The sequence below is a fragment of the Pseudomonas sp. PDM18 genome (assembly GCF_014852585.1).
In the GTDB taxonomy this organism is placed as follows: domain Bacteria; phylum Pseudomonadota; class Gammaproteobacteria; order Pseudomonadales; family Pseudomonadaceae; genus Pseudomonas.
Genome location: NZ_JACVBX010000010.1, coordinates 241,135 through 256,212, shown reverse-complemented (window position 1 = coordinate 256,212; position 15,078 = coordinate 241,135). Strand labels below are relative to the sequence as shown.

At 65.8% G+C, this 15,078-nt stretch carries 20 protein-coding genes and 1 tRNA gene; 12 read left to right on the top strand and 9 right to left on the bottom strand.

Annotation, left to right across the window (positions count from 1 at the left end):
* The first annotated feature begins 90 nt into the window (after window positions 1-90).
* Genes IB274_RS20840 through IB274_RS20820 form a run of 5 tightly spaced genes read left to right on the top strand, consistent with a single transcriptional unit; the run spans window position 91 to window position 2,670 of the window.
* Window positions 91-651: a DUF4136 domain-containing protein gene (locus IB274_RS20840; RefSeq protein WP_401090348.1), complete on the top strand. Its 561-nt coding sequence runs from the start codon at window positions 91-93 to the stop codon at window positions 649-651.
* Between the two features lie 25 nt (window positions 652-676).
* Window positions 677-1,171: a GNAT family N-acetyltransferase gene (locus IB274_RS20835; protein WP_192434349.1), complete on the top strand. Its 495-nt coding sequence runs from the start codon at window positions 677-679 to the stop codon at window positions 1,169-1,171.
* On the top strand, window positions 1,158-1,532 hold the full coding sequence (locus IB274_RS20830) for a DsrE family protein (RefSeq protein WP_081515751.1): 375 nt from the start codon (window positions 1,158-1,160) through the stop codon (window positions 1,530-1,532). The genes IB274_RS20835 and IB274_RS20830 overlap by 14 nt, the downstream gene beginning before the upstream one ends.
* Window positions 1,508-1,990 carry a glycine cleavage system protein H gene (locus IB274_RS20825; protein WP_401090346.1) on the top strand — a complete coding sequence of 161 codons (483 nt, stop codon included), beginning with the start codon at window positions 1,508-1,510 and terminating at the stop codon, window positions 1,988-1,990. The genes IB274_RS20830 and IB274_RS20825 overlap by 25 nt, the downstream gene beginning before the upstream one ends.
* Complete coding sequence (locus IB274_RS20820; protein WP_192434345.1) at window positions 1,987-2,670, top strand: M15 family metallopeptidase; 684 nt, start codon at window positions 1,987-1,989, stop codon at window positions 2,668-2,670. The genes IB274_RS20825 and IB274_RS20820 overlap by 4 nt, the downstream gene beginning before the upstream one ends.
* Before the next feature lie 30 nt (window positions 2,671-2,700).
* On the opposite strand, the gene IB274_RS20815 is transcribed toward IB274_RS20820, so the two are convergent.
* Complete coding sequence (locus tag IB274_RS20815; RefSeq protein WP_192434343.1) at window positions 2,701-3,126, bottom strand: hypothetical protein; 426 nt, start codon at window positions 3,124-3,126, stop codon at window positions 2,701-2,703.
* A gap of 252 nt (window positions 3,127-3,378) precedes the next feature.
* On the opposite strand from IB274_RS20815, the gene IB274_RS20810 reads away from it, so the two are divergent.
* The 4 genes from IB274_RS20810 (at window position 3,379) to IB274_RS20795 (ending at window position 4,987) form a co-directional block, all read left to right on the top strand.
* A complete protein-coding gene (locus IB274_RS20810) occupies window positions 3,379-4,008 on the top strand; it encodes a GrpB family protein (protein ID WP_192434341.1) in 630 nt (209 codons plus the stop codon).
* 72 nt (window positions 4,009-4,080) lie between these two features.
* Window positions 4,081-4,284 carry a hypothetical protein gene (locus IB274_RS20805; RefSeq protein ID WP_192434338.1) on the top strand — a complete coding sequence of 68 codons (204 nt, stop codon included), beginning with the start codon at window positions 4,081-4,083 and terminating at the stop codon, window positions 4,282-4,284.
* A gap of 82 nt (window positions 4,285-4,366) precedes the next feature.
* Entirely contained in the window at window positions 4,367-4,585 is a 219-nt protein-coding gene (locus IB274_RS20800; protein ID WP_192434336.1) for a DUF6434 domain-containing protein, read from the top strand.
* A gap of 78 nt (window positions 4,586-4,663) precedes the next feature.
* A complete protein-coding gene (locus IB274_RS20795) occupies window positions 4,664-4,987 on the top strand; it encodes an excalibur calcium-binding domain-containing protein (RefSeq protein ID WP_192434334.1) in 324 nt (107 codons plus the stop codon).
* A gap of 12 nt (window positions 4,988-4,999) precedes the next feature.
* Here IB274_RS20795 and IB274_RS20790 read toward each other — a convergent pair whose 3' ends face one another.
* Entirely contained in the window at window positions 5,000-5,422 is a 423-nt protein-coding gene (locus tag IB274_RS20790; RefSeq protein ID WP_192434332.1) for a hypothetical protein, read from the bottom strand.
* Window positions 5,423-5,432: 10 nt separating this feature from the next.
* Window positions 5,433-5,693 carry a DNA-binding protein gene (locus tag IB274_RS20785; protein ID WP_192434330.1) on the bottom strand — a complete coding sequence of 87 codons (261 nt, stop codon included), beginning with the start codon at window positions 5,691-5,693 and terminating at the stop codon, window positions 5,433-5,435.
* Window positions 5,694-5,920: 227 nt separating this feature from the next.
* Between IB274_RS20785 and IB274_RS20780 the strand changes: the two genes are divergently transcribed.
* Window positions 5,921-6,220, top strand: coding sequence for a hypothetical protein (locus tag IB274_RS20780; RefSeq protein WP_192434328.1), 300 nt, complete (start codon window positions 5,921-5,923; stop codon window positions 6,218-6,220).
* On the opposite strand, the gene IB274_RS20775 is transcribed toward IB274_RS20780, so the two are convergent.
* A tRNA-Sec gene (locus IB274_RS20775) sits at window positions 6,205-6,300 on the bottom strand. The two genes, IB274_RS20780 and IB274_RS20775, sit on opposite strands and share 16 nt — an antisense overlap.
* 245 nt (window positions 6,301-6,545) lie before the next feature.
* Here IB274_RS20775 and IB274_RS20770 point away from each other — a divergent pair.
* Complete coding sequence (locus tag IB274_RS20770; RefSeq protein ID WP_192434326.1) at window positions 6,546-7,016, top strand: hypothetical protein; 471 nt, start codon at window positions 6,546-6,548, stop codon at window positions 7,014-7,016.
* 65 nt (window positions 7,017-7,081) lie between these two features.
* Window positions 7,082-8,536, top strand: a complete 1,455-nt coding sequence (locus tag IB274_RS20765) for an alpha/beta hydrolase (protein WP_192434324.1) — start codon at window positions 7,082-7,084, stop codon at window positions 8,534-8,536.
* A gap of 248 nt (window positions 8,537-8,784) precedes the next feature.
* Here IB274_RS20765 and selB read toward each other — a convergent pair whose 3' ends face one another.
* From selB to fdxH, 5 genes are all read right to left on the bottom strand, one after another.
* Window positions 8,785-10,830: a selenocysteine-specific translation elongation factor gene (gene selB / locus IB274_RS20760; RefSeq protein ID WP_192434322.1), complete on the bottom strand. Its 2,046-nt coding sequence runs from the start codon at window positions 10,828-10,830 to the stop codon at window positions 8,785-8,787.
* Window positions 10,827-12,233, bottom strand: coding sequence for an L-seryl-tRNA(Sec) selenium transferase (gene selA / locus IB274_RS20755; RefSeq protein WP_192434319.1), 1,407 nt, complete (start codon window positions 12,231-12,233; stop codon window positions 10,827-10,829). The genes selB and selA overlap by 4 nt, the downstream gene beginning before the upstream one ends.
* Before the next feature lie 137 nt (window positions 12,234-12,370).
* Complete coding sequence (fdhE, locus tag IB274_RS20750; RefSeq protein ID WP_192434317.1) at window positions 12,371-13,303, bottom strand: formate dehydrogenase accessory protein FdhE; 933 nt, start codon at window positions 13,301-13,303, stop codon at window positions 12,371-12,373.
* A gap of 126 nt (window positions 13,304-13,429) precedes the next feature.
* Window positions 13,430-14,056 (bottom strand): formate dehydrogenase subunit gamma, encoded by a 627-nt coding sequence (locus IB274_RS20745; protein ID WP_192434315.1) that lies wholly within the window; start codon window positions 14,054-14,056, stop codon window positions 13,430-13,432.
* Between the two features lie 84 nt (window positions 14,057-14,140).
* Entirely contained in the window at window positions 14,141-15,073 is a 933-nt protein-coding gene (gene fdxH / locus IB274_RS20740; protein WP_192434313.1) for a formate dehydrogenase subunit beta, read from the bottom strand.
* Between the last annotated feature and the right edge of the window lie 5 nt (window positions 15,074-15,078).

The window sequence follows — 15,078 nt, the reverse complement described above, 5'->3', positions numbered from 1 at the left end:
CACGCGCAGCCCGTCTGCCGCTTGCCTTTGCGCGGACTCTGCGCTTGGATGGAATTCTCTGACAGGAGTATTGCGATCATGATCCGCCGTTTGCTGTCCCGTTCACTGCTGCTGAGCCTGATGCTCGGCCTCGCCGCCTGCGAAACCACCAGCGTCAGCCGCGACTACGACACCACCCGCGACTTTTCCCGCTACCTGACCTGGAGCTGGGCACAGCCGGCCTTCGAGTACCGCCCGGACGACCCGCGCATCAAGAGCGACCTCACCGAGCAACGCATCAGCGACGCCATCGCCGACCAGTTCGACCAGCACGGCCTGCGCCAGGCCCAGGGCGGCAACCCCGGCGACGTGAAGCTGCGCGCCTACCTGATCGTCGACCAGCGCCAGGACCAGGTCACCACCTACACAGGCGGCTACTGGGGCGGTTACTGGGGAGGCTACTGGGGCCCGCCGCCCATGGCCGAGAGCCGCACCGTGACCTACAAGGTCGCCACCATCCAGGTCGACATGTTCGACGGCAAGGACGGCAAGCTGGTCTGGCGTGGCAGCGGCGAACAGATCATGCGCAGCAGTCCGCCGACGCCCGCCGAGCGCGAAGCAGCGATCCGCGAGACGGTGCAGAAGATCATCGCTCAGTACCCGCCACACTGACCTTCACCAAGACATCGGAGAACGCGTGAACTTTCCCGCCCTGCAACACCGCCCCGCCCTTGCCGACGACCTCGGCGAGGTGGTCGGCTTTCCCCAGGACGCCGACGAACTCTTCTACTGCTACCCCAAGGCGAGCTGGCCGCTGACCATCGGCCAGCTCGCCGCCGCTATCGCCGAACGGCGCGACAGCACCGTGGCGCTGCTTGATGGCCAGGTCGCTGGCTTCGCCAATTTCTACCAATGGCAACCGAACGAATTCTGCGCGCTGGGCAACATGATGGTCGCGCCCTGGGCGCGGCGGCATGGAGTGGCGCAGTACCTGATCGAGGTCATGGAGAGTCTCGCCCGCGACCAGTACAAGGCGCAGGTCATGAAAGTGTCCTGCTTCAACGCCAACGCAGCCGGCCTGCTGCTCTACGCACGCCTGGGCTACAAGCCGCAGGGCATCGTCGAGCGCACCGACCCGCAAGGCCGGCGTGTCGCCCTGGTCCAACTGGAGAAAGCCCTTGTCCACGCCTGAGCCCCAGCGCGTGCTGATCATCGTCAGCAGCGGCCCGAGCACCCCGGCGCGCTGCGCTGCGCCCTTCTACACCGCCACGCTGCTGGCGTGCATGGATGCCAAGGTCACCCTGTTCCTCAGCGGCGAAGGCACGCGCCTGGCATTCCAGGACATCGCCGATACCCTCTACGCCGCCGAGGATGGCGAGCCCATCAGCCACTTCATCCAGCAAGCCAAGGAAGCCGGCGCACGCCTGCTGATGTGCCGCGCACCGGGCGTAGCCATCGACGAAAGCCGGCTGATCGAGGAAGTCGACGAGATCGCCAGCGGTGGCGAACTGGCGCGCATGATCCTCGAATACGACCGGGTGCTGACGCTGTGAAGCTGCAGGGCCTCGAGTTCCCGGGCAACCTGCTCTACGCCCCCGACTACAATCTCTGGCTGCGCGAGGAGCAAGACGGTGCGATCACCCTCGGGCTCACCGCCTACGGCTGCGCGGTCTATGGGCAGATATTCGCCTTCACCCCCAAGCGCGACGGCTGGCACATCGACTGCGACCGCAGCTTCGGCGTGGTGGAATTCGCCAAGGCAGCATCGTCTGCACGCAGCCCGCTGGGCGGCACCGTTCTCGCCAGCAACGAAGGTGTAGTGCGCAGGCCGGGGCTGATCAACCTGGACTGCTACGGCGAAGGCTGGATGGTGCGCCTGAAGCCCGACGACTGGACCGCCGCCCGTAGCCGCTTCCTGCAGGGCGATGCAGCACTGGAAGCCTTCGCCTTGCGCATGCAGTTGGACAACTTCGACCCCGACGACGATGGGGTCCAGGCCCTGCGCCCATGATCCGGGCAGGCGCGCGGCTCACGCTGCTGCTCTGCCTGCTCGTCAGCCCGGCACTACGCGCCGATCAACCAGCCCAGGACGGCTTCGTCTATCTCGACCAGATACTGAAATCCGCGCGCTATGACGTGCGCTACGCCGGCGCCGACAACTTCGTCGGCGAGCCCATCGACGGTTACCAGAAGGCGCGGATCATCCTCACCCAAGAGGCCGCCACCGCCTTGGCTGCAGTGGAAAAGGACATTGCCCTGAGCGGCCTGGCGCTGAAGATATTCGATGGCTATCGCCCGCAGCGCGCAGTGAATGACTTCCGCCGCTGGGCCGCCAACCCGCAGGACATCCGCCAGAAAGCGCGCTACTACCCACAGCTGGACAAGCCCGCGCTGTTCCGCGAGGGCTACATCGCCAAGCACTCCGGGCACTCGCGCGGCAGCACCGTCGACCTCACGCTGGTGGATTCGAAAACCGGGGAAGAGCTGGACATGGGCAGCCCGTTCGATTTCTTCGGGCCCATCTCCCATCACGGCACTGCGCTGATCAGCGTGCAGCAGACGCGCAACCGCGAGACGTTGCGCCAAGCCATGCTGAGGCACGGCTTCGAGCCCTACAGCGCCGAGTGGTGGCACTACGCTCTGAAGGCTGAGCCCTATCCGAAGACCTACTTCGACTTCCCGGTGCAGTGAAGAACAGCGGCCGTCCCTGGCCGTGGTGGATCAGTTGTCGTGCTGGGTGTTCTTGTGGGCCGGCTTGGTGGCGGAGATCGCCGCAGCCTTGGTCTTGCCCTGGGTATCCTTGGAATGCGCCACGGCGGACGTTGCCTGGCCATGGCCCTTGCTGTCGTTCTTCTCGCTGCCGTAGTGGTTGCCACTCAGGCCATGATCGCGGGTGGCTTTGCCGGCGTGCTCGCCACCGTCGTTCGCGCCATTGCTGTTGCTGCCGTGGTTACCGCCGGCATCACCCTTGCCACCACCGTGGCCACCGCCATTACCACCACCATTTCCGCCGCCGTTGCCACCACCGTGACCACCGCCGTCGCCCTTGGCATAGGCCGAACCGATCGGCGAGAAGTCGGCAGGCAGCAAGGCTGTCGTGCCGAGTGCGACTGCACAGGCTACTGCAACAACCAGGGACATTTTCATCTTGTTATCGCCTCCATGGGCGGGGGGTTGAGATACCTCTATGACTCACTGCAGACCCCGCCGTTCGCGGCCTGCCGACGAAATGCGAGCACGCGTGTGCCAACTCTTGCCTGCCGGGACGTTCATCGCCAACCTGTAAAGCGAGCCGCTTTCCAGAACTGCCTGTGGCGCTCCTCCAGAATGACCCGGAACTCAGCCCACCGGATCAATCTCAAACCCTCGCCCTCACCGCCCCACCGCTGGAGTGACCGCATGACCCCGCAAGCCCCCGAATTCGACGGCCAGCGCTGGAGCAACGCCGACGAAGACCGCATCGAAGTCGTCGCCTACGATCCGACGTGGCCCCAGCGCTTCGCCGAGGAAGCCGACGCCATCGCCCACGCCGCCGACCTTCCCGGCCTGGGCATCGAACACATCGGCAGCACCGCCGTGCCGGGGCTGGACGCCAAGCCGATCATCGACATCCTCCTGCTGCCGCCACCGGGCAGCGACCCGCACCAGCTGATCGAACCGCTGCGAGGGCTGGGCTACCAGTACTGGGCCGAGAACCCCGACACCTCGCGGATGTTCTTCGTCAAAGGCATGCCGCCGCTGGGCAACGGGCGCACCCATCACGTCCACGTCATGGACCTGAGCGACGCCTCGCGCCGCCTGCTGTTCCGCGACTGGCTGCGCACTCACCCCGAGGACGCGCAGCTCTACACCCAGGTGAAGCACGACCTGGCGAAGCGCTTCCCCACCGACCGCGACGCCTACACCGAAGGCAAGGACGAGGTCGTCGCGCAGATACTCGGCCGTGCGCTCAACCCACCCGAGCACCACCGCGACCGCGATGGCGGCGCAGCCCACGGCGGCGAAATCCAGGGGCCGGACCGCCGCTGAAGAACCCCACGCGTTAATCCGCCGTTAATCCAGCCGGCCGAAGCTCGGGGCTCCCACTCAGGAGGAAGTCCCATGCTCAAGCTCTCCGTGGTCACCTTCGCCTGCTTCGCCTTGGTCGGCTGCGCCGACTCCCCGCACTTCAGTCACTTCAGCGCCATCGAATCGCCCGTGCGCGAATCCTTCGGCGAAGACAACCTCGAACGCCAGCCCACCCGCGTACGCCTGCAAAGCGACGACTATTCGGCGCAGCAGCAGCGGATGATGTGGGGCCAGTAATGCCGCAACACCTCGGCAGACCGCGCCAGCGGCTGCCGATTGCGCTATAAGGGGGCTCCCCCAAGGCACAGGAATGGATACCATGGCCTTCGACTGGCACAGCGACCCGATCACCCGCCAGACCCCGCTCGACGCCCACTACCGCAACACCCAGAACGTCCGCCGCTTCATGACCCAGCACTGCGGCGACAGCTTCCATTTCGACCGCGACTTCATGGCCTGGATACGCAGCGGCGCGGCAGCGGATATGGGCGCAGTAGTGGATGAGTGGCGCCGCCGGAAAGGCCTCGCCGTTGACTGAACACCCCGCTTGCTGCCGATGGTGCGGCGGCCGGGCAGCCCGCTAAACTCCGCAGAGCACTCACCTCGGACCACCGCCATGAAGAAGGGGATCTTCCTCGCCGTTCTTGCGCTGCTCGCCTGGCAGTACATGGACAACCCCAACTGGCAGTCGCGCTTCTTCCTCCCGGCCCCATCGTCCGCCAGCGCGCCCGTTGCACCCAGCGACCCCGCCGCAGAACCCTTCGCAACGCTGGAAAACAAGCCGGAACCCACGCTCAGCGTACGTTGCGACGGCCGCCAACACTGCTCGCAGATGACTTCCTGCGCGGAGGCCAAGGCGTTTCTGCGCAGCTGTCCGGGCATGAAGATGGATGGCGACCACGACGGCATTCCCTGCGAAGACCAGCTGTGCCGCATGTAAGGGTTGGCAGCGCTACAAGCCACCACCCAACCACAGCGTGAACTGACCGTCGCGCACTGCCAGCGCCTGCCGCACCACGCTATAGCGCAGCGGCAGCACACTGCCGGTGCTGACCTTCAAACGGTCAGCCAATGCCAGTACCTCCTCGAAGGAAGCCTCCGGCAGGTACTTGTTGAAGGAATAACTGTCGTGGCCAATCAGCACCTGCACCGCGTACACGTCCTGCCCGACCGGGTCGTAGACCAGCAGCCCCTGCAATTCGATGCCCGCCGGCAGCCGGAACAGCGCCCTCACCAGCAGCAACGAAACATCGGGCACCACCTCCGCCGCTGTCTCCAGCGGCACCAGGAACGCATCCTCGCGAACGCCGTCCTGCCAGCGCCACAGGTCGCTCAGTTCCAGATGGTCTTCGGTGAACTGGTCCAGTCTGACCATGGCGCTCGCTTCAAGAGTCGCTGTCGTTTTCGGCAGGAGCCCCGAAGTAAGGTTTGAGCTGCTCCACCTGAGGTACGACGTCTCCCGTCAGCAGCCAGACGGCGTACTGCGGATAGACCCTCAGCAGAATGCTCACCTCTTCGGTGCCCATGCGAATGATGCCTTTGCTGATGTTCTTCCAGCGCTGGAGGTTCGTATCACCCTGGAAGCTCAGATATTTGGGACCAGCCAAACGAACCAACTGGACTGCCCTGCCGAGGATTTCATCCATATCGGAAATTTCATGCAGAGTTCAATATTTACCCCAAAAAGACAATCGGAGTAATACTTGAACTAGAAGTGAATGCCAGCCCACTAGCCACGGGTGTTATCGCTCGAATACTGAATGAATGAGCCAACAACGAAAAGCACAGCGGCATGGCTTACTGATCGCGGGCGAAGGACGTGAATTCGTCACGGAGCCGCGAGGTTGGAATCCTCGATGCACGGGATAACCGCATGGTTGAGTTGGACCTGACCCGAGCCGCCGAACTCATTGGCAGCTTTGTTCTCGTCGAAACTGTCTGCGACTCCGAACCAATCCCCGAGCAGTACTGCATGCAACTCGTCGGGATGGCACCGCCCCTGCCGACGTCATCGAGCATCCCTACTTTCTCGTCATGGACCTGCTCGTCCCCTTCGAAATTTCCCGAGGAACTGTTCTGGCACAATCGTTCGTTCTCGGCTCCAAGACGGCAAGCGCTTGCAACGAACCGAAGCCCGAAGAAGGAGCTGAAAGAAATTGGCGGAAGGCAGTGAGAGTCGAACTCACCCAGGAACGGCTGCCGTCCCCCACCGGGTTTGAAGCCCGGCCACGCCACCGGGCGTGATTGCCTTCCCTGGTCAGAAGCCGGCTGCTCGAAGGCTGCGGCGAAAGCGGGAGCCCGGATGTTGCCATCATTGCCATGACCGATGCCAGCGCAGCGATGCCGCAGTCGGCACAGGGTCGCCCAGTTAGTCCGGCGCAGTCCGTCATGACATTCTGGCCAATCAACATCAAAAGGCCACTTATTGGCCAGAAAAAGGCAGCGAACTGGCTGCCCGTGCTCTAACCTCGCTAGCAGTACCCAGGGAGCTCCACGGCATGAAGCCCACTCTACCCATCCTCGATATTTCCCCCCGCCTGGGCATTGGTCCGGTCTGCCTCGGCGACACGCGAGCCATGGCGCGGGATGCGCTGGCAGCCGTGGGTTTCCCGCTGGAATCCTCGAACGGGCCGACGGATTACTTCTGTCAGGCTGCGATCCAGACCGAGTGCGACGAGCACGGGTTCATCTGGTTCATCGGCCTCTCCCAGAGCGAGCAGTACCTCGCGCGCTACCAGGGCATGGATGTGTTTGCGCTGGCGGCTGGCGAGCTGTTCTCGCTGATCGCCTCAGCGGACGACTCCGGGGCGCATGAATTCAACCACTGCGAATACCTGTTTCCGGGGCAGATCATCACACTGTGGGACGCGGACGAACAGTACGACCGCCAAGGCAACGAGACGCGCCCGGTCTGGGCTCAGGTGGGCATCGGTAACCCGGACTACGTCGAAGCGATTTCGGCCCTTTGACCCGTGAGCGGACTTTGCAGCGCCAGGGGCCCTATGCTTGCCCTGCACGCTGACAAGGGAACCCCATGCTGAACGCGAAACTCACCAGGGCGCTGCTCTGGCTGGTCATCCTCCTCCTCGCCATCGCCGTGCTGGCGCTCGGGCTGCGGGTCGCCGCGCTGCGCAACATCCCGCCGCTGGAACCCTGGCACACCTGGGTGCCGGACGACATGCACAGCGACGCGATCGACCACTCCGACTGGGCCGGCTATCTGGCTGCCGAAGACAAGCTGATGCAGGCCATGCGCAAGGAAATGACGGCCAGCCTGCAACCCTTCGAGCGCGTCGCCTACAACCGCTACTTCGACCAGAGCCAGGTTTACCCCGGCCACTTCGTCACTGACTGGAATCGTTCCTACGAGATGCGCCCCGCTGGCGAAGTGCGCGGCGCGGCGGTGCTGCTGCATGGGCTGACCGATTCGCCCTACAGCCTGCGCCACCTGGGCGAGCACTTGCGGCAACAGGGTTTCGTGGTGATCGCGATCCGCATGCCGGGCCACGGCACCGTACCGGCCGGGCTCACCGACGCGGACTGGGAAGACTGGATGGCCGCCACCCGGCTGGCCGTGCGCGAGGCCTCTGCGCAATTGCCCACGGGCGCGCCGCTGCTGATGGTGGGCTTCTCCAACGGCGGCGCGCTGGCGATGAAGTACAGCCTGGATGCGCTGGATGACCCGAGCCTGACGATGCCGGAACACGTGGTGCTGATCTCGCCGATGATCGGCGTTACTCGCTATGCGCAGTTCGCCGGCTTGGCAGGCTTGCCGGCTCTGCTGCCGGCCTTCGCCAAGGCAGCCTGGCTGAGCGTGCTGCCGGAGTTCAATCCGTTCAAGTACAACTCCTTCCCCATCGCGGCGGCGCGCCAGACGGTGGAGCTGACCGATGCCGTGCAGGCCAGCCTGGAGAGCGCCAGCCGCAGCGGTAGCCTCGCGCGCCTGCCGCCGATCCTCACCTTCCAGTCGCTTGCCGACAGCACCGTCAGCACCCCGGCGGTGATCAGCAACCTCTACGACCGCCTGCCGGACAACGGCAGCGAGCTGGTACTGTTCGACCTCAACCGCTCGCTGAACTACGGCCTGCTGCTGCGCCCGGAAATGGCCACGCTCGGCGAGCGCCTGCTGCCGCAGCGCGCGCGCAGTTACGACCTCACGGTGATCTCCAACAGCCCGCAGACCAGCCAGACCAGCGCCCTGCACACGCCGGCCCACAGCCGGCAGCAGGAAAGCCAGCCACTGGCAGCCAGCTACCCGCCGGACCTGTTCTCCCTCTCCCACGTGGCGCTGCCCTTCCCGCCCACTGACGCGCTTTACGGTCAGCAGCCGGACCGCAGCGAAGACTTCGGCATCCACCTGGGCACCCTCACGCCCCGCGGTGAACGCGGCGTGCTGATCGTCGGGCTGGACCTGTTCCAGCGGGTGACCTCCAACCCGTTCTACGACTACCTCGTGCAACGGGTCGATCAGGTGTTGCCGTCGCGCTAGCGCTTGCCCAGATCCAGCACGACGGCGATTACGGTGATGGCGATGAACAGCAGAATCAGCCAGGAACTCATTGGACCCACTCCCCGGTAGTCAACAGGTGTATCGAGGGAGCGTGGGGATCGGGAGTTCAGAAAGTTTCTTGAGTGGTGCGACTAGCCGGGAGGCAGCGACGTCCCCGCTGAGTGATTTGCTTTCGTCGGCAGTGATTTGCTTTCGCCGGCGATGCCATTCAGCACCACCGAGCTTTCTCACTGCTTGCGACTTGCTTCGGCTCGACGAGCGGCGAACTCCGCTTCAACTCCCTCGTCGGGCCGCCCATCCTTGGAGCTCACAGAAGCCCTGGCAGCCTCGACTTTCGCCCGCAGGTAGTCGTCGTATTCCTTCTCGCTGGTAGTCATGGCCAAAGCAGAATCCTCCCTGATCCGTCGCTCATTGCCAAAGCGGCGGGTGAAGCCGATGCGGTCGAAGTACTCCAGCAACTGGATGCAGCGCTTGCGGCCGATGCCGATGCGGTCGCGAAAGGCGGCGGCGCGGATGATGCCGGCTTCGTCACGCAGGTGTAGCGCGTGGCCGGCAAGCTGGCGGACGGTCTGCTCAGGGTAGAACAGGTCCTTCACCACCTGATGCAGTTGTCCAAGGCGGGCGAGTTTGCGCAGCAGCAGGCGTACGTCGCCCTCCTCCGCGCCCAACTCGCGGGCGAGGTCACGCACCCACGGCGGGTCGAAAGCGCCGGCCAGCAGGAGTGGCCATACGCGTTCGCGCAGTTTCTCGTCGGCTTCGCCCAGTTGCACGCGGTGATCGGGCAGGTGCAGCCAGGGGCCGCTGCTCTCCACGCTCCCCGTCGCCAGCAGGCTATCCAGCAGGGCGATGAAGACCGGCCGGTCGAGCTGCGAGAAGGCGTAGCGACGCAGACGGTCGCGGTCGGGACCGAGTTCGTCGGGGGCCTCGGCGTGGAAGCGTTGCAGGGCGTCGAGTAGTTGCTGTTGCAGCGCGGACCAGCGTTCTGCGGCGAAGAGCCGTGCGCCGAGCCGGGTGTTGATTTCGACCAGCTCGCCGGGCAGCTGCCAGCCTTCGCGCGGGCGGTTGAACTGGCGCGCCAGCAGCGCGAGATTGAGGCCGTTGCTGGCGTGGGCCAGCAGGGTTGGCAAGGCGCTTTCGAGGCTGTCTCCCAGCAGGGCGCGCAGCTGTTCCAGACGCTCCGGGCTGCGCCGGTTGCGCGCAGGGGCAAAGGGGTCGAGCACGCGGCCGCCGCCGAGGGTGCGCTGCGCGGATTGGTCGCGCAGCACCAGGTGGTCGCCATGCACGGCGTGGCTGGGCGCATTCAACACCAGCTGTGCGAAGGCGCGCTCGCCGGGTTGCAGACGCTCAACTTCGAGCAACGCAACGCGACCGGTGACGTCCTGCGCGCCGAGGTGTACATGCACCGGCGTCCAGTGGGCAAAGGCGCGGGTTTCGCTGGGCAGCAGGTTCAGGTCGATATCGATGCGCGTGGTGGGCGCATGCAGTTCGCCAGCGATCAGCCAGTCGCCCCGGTGAATCTGTTCGAGGTTCAGGCGCTCGCCCGCGATGTTCACCGCCACGCGCTGGCCGGCGTGGGCCTGCTGCGCTTCGCGGTTCTGTGCGTGCAGGCCGCGCACGCGAACGCGGCGGCCGGCGTTGCCGAGCAGCAATTCATCACCGACGTTCAGGGTGCCGGCAAAAGCTGTTCCGGTGACGACGACACCGGCGCCGCTGACGCTGAAGGCGCGGTCCACGGCCAGGCGAAAGCCACCGGTTGCGGCGCGCTCAAAGGTCTCGCGGGCGGCGTCGGCGAGGGCTTGGCGCAACGCTTCGATTCCCGCTCCGTTGATGCTGGAGACTGGGAAGATCGGCGCGCCGGCAAGTGGTCCGGACGCCAGCAGTTCACGCACTTCAGCGGCGGCCTGTTCTACCCGTTCGCCCGAAACGCGGTCGGCCTTGGTCAGCGCGACCATGGCGCGACGGATGCCGAGCAACTGAACGATGGCGAGGTGTTCGCGGGTCTGCGGCATCACGCCGTCGTCGGCGGCCACCACCAGCAGCACCAGGTCGATGCCGCTGGCGCCGGCCAGCATGTTGTGGACGAAGCGCTCGTGCCCGGGCACGTCGATGAAGCCGGTGAGCGCGCCATCGCCGAGGTCGGCATAGACGTAGCCGAGGTCGATGGTGATGCCGCGCTCGCGCTCGGCCGGGCGGCGGTCGCCTTCGATGCCGGTGAGCGCGCGCAGCAGTGAGGTCTTGCCGTGGTCGATGTGCCCGGCGGTGCCAACGATCATGCGTCGTCCTCGACCAGCAGCGGCAGTTGCGCGACGAAGCCGGGTTCGTCGTCGAGCTGGCGCAGGTCGAGCCACAGCGCGTCGTCATCGATGCGGCCGAGCACCGGGATCGGCAGGCAGCGCAGGCGCTCTTCCAGGTCCAGGAGGGCGCGGCCGCGCTGGCGTTTGGGCTGGTGCGGGCGTAGGCACAGCGCAGCGCTGGGTAGGCGCGCGACCGGTTGGGCGCCGCTGCCGATCATGCCTAAGGCGTCCACGGCACTGACGCTCCAGCGCTCGCCCAGCAGCGCTGCCAAAGCAGGCGCCAGGCGCTGGGCCTGGACGCGGATGTCGGCCTGCGGGCGGCTGAGCAGGCGCAGGCTGGTGAGGCGTTCGGCGAGTCGGTCCGGATCGCGGTAGAGGTTGAGCACGGCTTCCAGCGCGGCGAGGGTGAGCTTGTCCACGCGCAGGGCGCGCTTGAGCGGGTTCTTCTTGATCCGTCCGATCAGCTCCTTGCTGCCGAGAATCAACCCGGCCTGCGGGCCGCCGAGCAGTTTGTCGCCGCTGAAGGTGACGATGTCGGCGCCGTCGCGCAGGGCTTCCTGCACGGTGGGTTCCTTGGGCAGGCCCCAGCGGGTGAGGTCGACCAGGGTGCCGCTGCCCAGGTCCTCCAGCAGCGGCAGGCCATGGACGTGGGCGATCTGCGCCAGCTGCGGGGTGGCGACGCTGGCGGTGAAGCCCTGCACGCTGTAGTTGCTGGTGTGCACGCGCATCAGCAGGCCGGAACGCGGGCCGATGACGGCCTCGTAGTCCTTGGCGTGGGTGCGGTTGGTGGTGCCAACCTCGACCAGTTTCACACCGGCGCGGGACATGATGTCGGGGATGCGGAAGGCACCGCCGATCTCGATCAGCTCGCCGCGGGAGATGATGCCTTCCTTGCGCGCGCCGAGGCTATTGAGTGCCAGCAGCACGGCGGCGGCGTTGTTGTTGACCACTGTGACGGCTTCAGCGCCGGTCAGTTCGCGGATCAGCCCGGTGATGAGGTCGTCGCGGTCGCCGCGCTTGCCGGTGGCCAGGTCGAACTCGAGGTTGAGCGGGTAGCGCGCGGCCAGTGTGATCGCTTCGATGGCTTCCTCGGGCAGCAAGGCACGGCCGAGGTTGGTGTGCAGCACGGTGCCGGTGAGGTTGAACACCCGGCGAACGCGGCTGGCGTGGTGCGCGGCGAGACGCTCGCCAGCGCGGCCGGCGAGCACGCTCTCTTCCAGTTCGACGGCGGCAAGTTGGCCGTGGCGCGCGGGCTCACGCAGTTCGTCGAGCAGGTCGCGCAGGGTTTTGAGCAGGGCCTCGCGGCCATAGCGTTGCTGCAGTGGCTCGCAGGCCGGGCTGCGCAGCAGGCGGTCGATGGAGGGCAAACGTACCGAGGTCATGGACGAACCTTGTGCAGGGAACGAGGGCTGGAGTGAGTGTAGGGCGAATAACCGCTTGCGGTTATCCGCCGGCTACCTCGACGTGCAGTCGGCGGCGGATAACGCGTGCCGCGTTATCCGCCCTACGAAGGGCGGGTTCAGCCGCCGCCACCGGGTGCCAGCAGGAGGTTCGGTGCGGTGCGCAGGTAGCCGTCCTCGGCGAGGCGGATATCCAGTGCGAGACTGGCCAGGTCGTCCGCCTGGGCCTCGGCGTGCTTGTCGTGCTCGAGGTAGAACTGCTTTAAGTAAGACTGGCAGCCGGGGCAGGTCTCGGCCTTGAGCGGCGCCTGATCGCTGGCCACGCCTTCGCGCTGCAGTGAGTAGTAGGCCAGCCCCTTGCTCTCGGCGCAGTGGCTGCATTTTACCCGCACGTAGTGCCATTCGCAGGAGCACAACGAGCAGGACAGGTAGCGCAGCCCGGCATGCTTGCCCTGGCTGCGGATCATCCCCGCCACCGGCGGCGCGCCGCAGGCCGGGCAAAGGGTCTGGCTGTCGGTTTCCGCCAGGGTGTCGTCGGGCAGTTGCAGCAACCACTGGCTGAAGGCGACCTGCAGGACGGCGCCGAGAAAGGGCACCAGCGCCGGCGGCAGCAGGTCGAACTGGCCGTTGAGCAAGCCTAGCGCCCAGGCCTTGCGCTGGCCGGAATCGGCGCTGCGCAGAACCTTCAGCGCTTCGACCACGGCCGGGTTGGCGGTGACTTCATAGGCGTCGAGGAAGGCGTCCAGCAACGGCAGCCATGCGCCTTCACGCACCAGCACTTCGTAGGCCAGCGGCGGCATGCGGTGCTCTCGGCTGCGGGCCAGCGCGGCGGCGTCCGGCGATTGCAGGAACAGCTTGCGGTCGAGCAGCGCCTGCTGCGTTTCGCAGACCCCGGCGATAAGTTCGAGGTAGCCCTGCAGGGGATTGCCCGGCGCCAGCTCACGCAGGCGCGCGGCGCGGCGGGAGAACAGGTCGGTGGACGGCAGGTTGAACAGAGGGGGGATGTTGGCGGCAGCTTCGATCTGCCCGGGTTCGAGAATTCGGCCTGACACGCAGGACTCCTTGTTGGGTTTGGAGCGGGGCCTGAAAAGCCCCTCTCCCTAGCCCTCTCCCTGAAGGGAGAGGGGATGGTTCGTGCCGGCTGACGCACGGGCGTCAACCGGCGATTACGTCGAGCGTCAGTGCCCCTTGCCCTTGTCCACATCCTTGAGCCACGCCGCGTGGTGCTTGCGCGCCCAGCCGCGGCTGACCCAGCCGTAGAGCATGGCGCCCATCGAGCCCTTCACCCAGATACCGGCGTAGATGTGCACCAGGATGCTGCAGATGAGCACGAAGGCGGCGAAGGCATGCAGCAGCGAGGCGATGCGGATGATGTCGATGCCGAAGAAGTGGCTGAAGTAGGCACGCCACATCACGAATCCAGTCACCAGCAGTACCAGCATGCACAACAGCAGGGTCCAGAACAGCAGCTTCTGTCCGGCGTTGTAGCGGCCGACTTCCGGGAGGTTCTCCTCGCGGTTGGTGACCACGTCGCGCCATTGCTTGAGCCACTGCACGTCGCGCTTCTCCACCAGGTTGTGGTGGGCGAAGCGGATCACCAAGCCGAGGAAGAACAGGAACATCGCCACCCCGAGGAAGGGGTGCAGGACGCGAGTCCACGGGCCGCCGCCAAACAGGTTGGTCAGCCAGAACATGGCCGGGTGGAACAGCGCCAGCCCCGAGAGGCCAGCGAGGAAGAACAGAATGGCCACCATCCAGTGGTTACTCCGTTCGTTGGCGTTGTAGCGCTGGATATCTTTTTTCATGTCGTCGGGCTCCTGGGAGAGCTTGCGAGCACCCTCTCCCCAACCCTCTTCCTGAAGGGAGAGGGGGCAGTTCGGCGTGTGGGCTCAGCGTGGAGTACGCGGATCATAGTCATGCACCGAAGGGTCGACCTTGTGCACCGGTGCCTGCGGGTCGGGTCCGTCTTCCTCGTCCTCTTCGACCCGATTGGGGCCGATGCGGGTGTAGTGGAAGAACCCGGCCAGCACCACGCCCGCCATGGCCAGCAGGCCCAGCGGTTTGGTGAGGCCTTTCCACAGGCTGACCATCGGGCTGATGGCCGGCTTGTCGGGCAGGCCGGCGTACAGCGAGGGCTGGTCGTTGTGGTGCAGCACGTACATGACGTGCGTGCCGCCCACGCCTTGGGGGTCATACAGGCCGGCGTTCTCGAACCCGCGGGACTTCAGGTCCTCGATGCGCTCGGCGGCGTGCTCCTTCATGTCTTCCTTGGTGCCGAAGACGATGGCGCCGGTCGGGCAGGTCTTCACGCAGGCCGGCTCCATGCCCACCGCCACGCGGTCGGAACACAGGGTGCACTTGTACGCCTTGTGGTCCTTCTGCGAGATGCGCGGGATGTTGAACGGGCAGCCGGTGATGCAGTAGCCGCAGCCGATGCAATGGTCCTGATTGAAGTCGACGATGCCGTTGGCGTACTTCACGATGGCGCCGGGGCTCGGGCAGGCCTTCAGGCAGCCGGGCTCCTCGCAGTGCATGCAGCCGTCCTTGCGGATCAGCCACTCCAGGTTGCCGGCCGGGTTCTCATGCTCGGTGAAGCGCATGACCGTCCAGGACTGGTCCGTGAGGTCGATGGGGTTGTCGTAGGTGCCATGGTTGTGGCCCACCTCGTCGCGCAACTCGTTCCATTCCGAGCAGGCGACCTGGCAGGCCTTGCAGCCGATGCACTTGGACACGTCGATCAGCTTGGCCACTTCCTGCTCGTGCCGCACCGAGGGTGACGGCAAGGTCGTGGCGGAGCGGGCGTAGATGTCTTGACTACTCATGCGTC

Coding starts and splice junctions, on each gene's coding strand:
- IB274_RS20820 (WP_192434345.1), top strand. CDS start 1,987: ATGATCCGGGCAGGCGCGCGGCTCACGCTGCTGCTCTGCCTGCTCGTC.
- IB274_RS20815 (WP_192434343.1), bottom strand. CDS start 3,126: ATGAAAATGTCCCTGGTTGTTGCAGTAGCCTGTGCAGTCGCACTCGGC.
- IB274_RS20810 (WP_192434341.1), top strand. CDS start 3,379: ATGACCCCGCAAGCCCCCGAATTCGACGGCCAGCGCTGGAGCAACGCC.
- IB274_RS20805 (WP_192434338.1), top strand. CDS start 4,081: ATGCTCAAGCTCTCCGTGGTCACCTTCGCCTGCTTCGCCTTGGTCGGC.
- IB274_RS20800 (WP_192434336.1), top strand. CDS start 4,367: ATGGCCTTCGACTGGCACAGCGACCCGATCACCCGCCAGACCCCGCTC.
- IB274_RS20795 (WP_192434334.1), top strand. CDS start 4,664: ATGAAGAAGGGGATCTTCCTCGCCGTTCTTGCGCTGCTCGCCTGGCAG.
- IB274_RS20790 (WP_192434332.1), bottom strand. CDS start 5,422: ATGGTCAGACTGGACCAGTTCACCGAAGACCATCTGGAACTGAGCGAC.
- IB274_RS20785 (WP_192434330.1), bottom strand. CDS start 5,693: ATGGATGAAATCCTCGGCAGGGCAGTCCAGTTGGTTCGTTTGGCTGGT.
- IB274_RS20780 (WP_192434328.1), top strand. CDS start 5,921: ATGGTTGAGTTGGACCTGACCCGAGCCGCCGAACTCATTGGCAGCTTT.
- IB274_RS20770 (WP_192434326.1), top strand. CDS start 6,546: ATGAAGCCCACTCTACCCATCCTCGATATTTCCCCCCGCCTGGGCATT.
- IB274_RS20765 (WP_192434324.1), top strand. CDS start 7,082: ATGCTGAACGCGAAACTCACCAGGGCGCTGCTCTGGCTGGTCATCCTC.
- selB (WP_192434322.1), bottom strand. CDS start 10,830: ATGATCGTTGGCACCGCCGGGCACATCGACCACGGCAAGACCTCACTG.
- selA (WP_192434319.1), bottom strand. CDS start 12,233: ATGACCTCGGTACGTTTGCCCTCCATCGACCGCCTGCTGCGCAGCCCG.
- IB274_RS20745 (WP_192434315.1), bottom strand. CDS start 14,056: ATGAAAAAAGATATCCAGCGCTACAACGCCAACGAACGGAGTAACCAC.
- fdxH (WP_192434313.1), bottom strand. CDS start 15,073: ATGAGTAGTCAAGACATCTACGCCCGCTCCGCCACGACCTTGCCGTCA.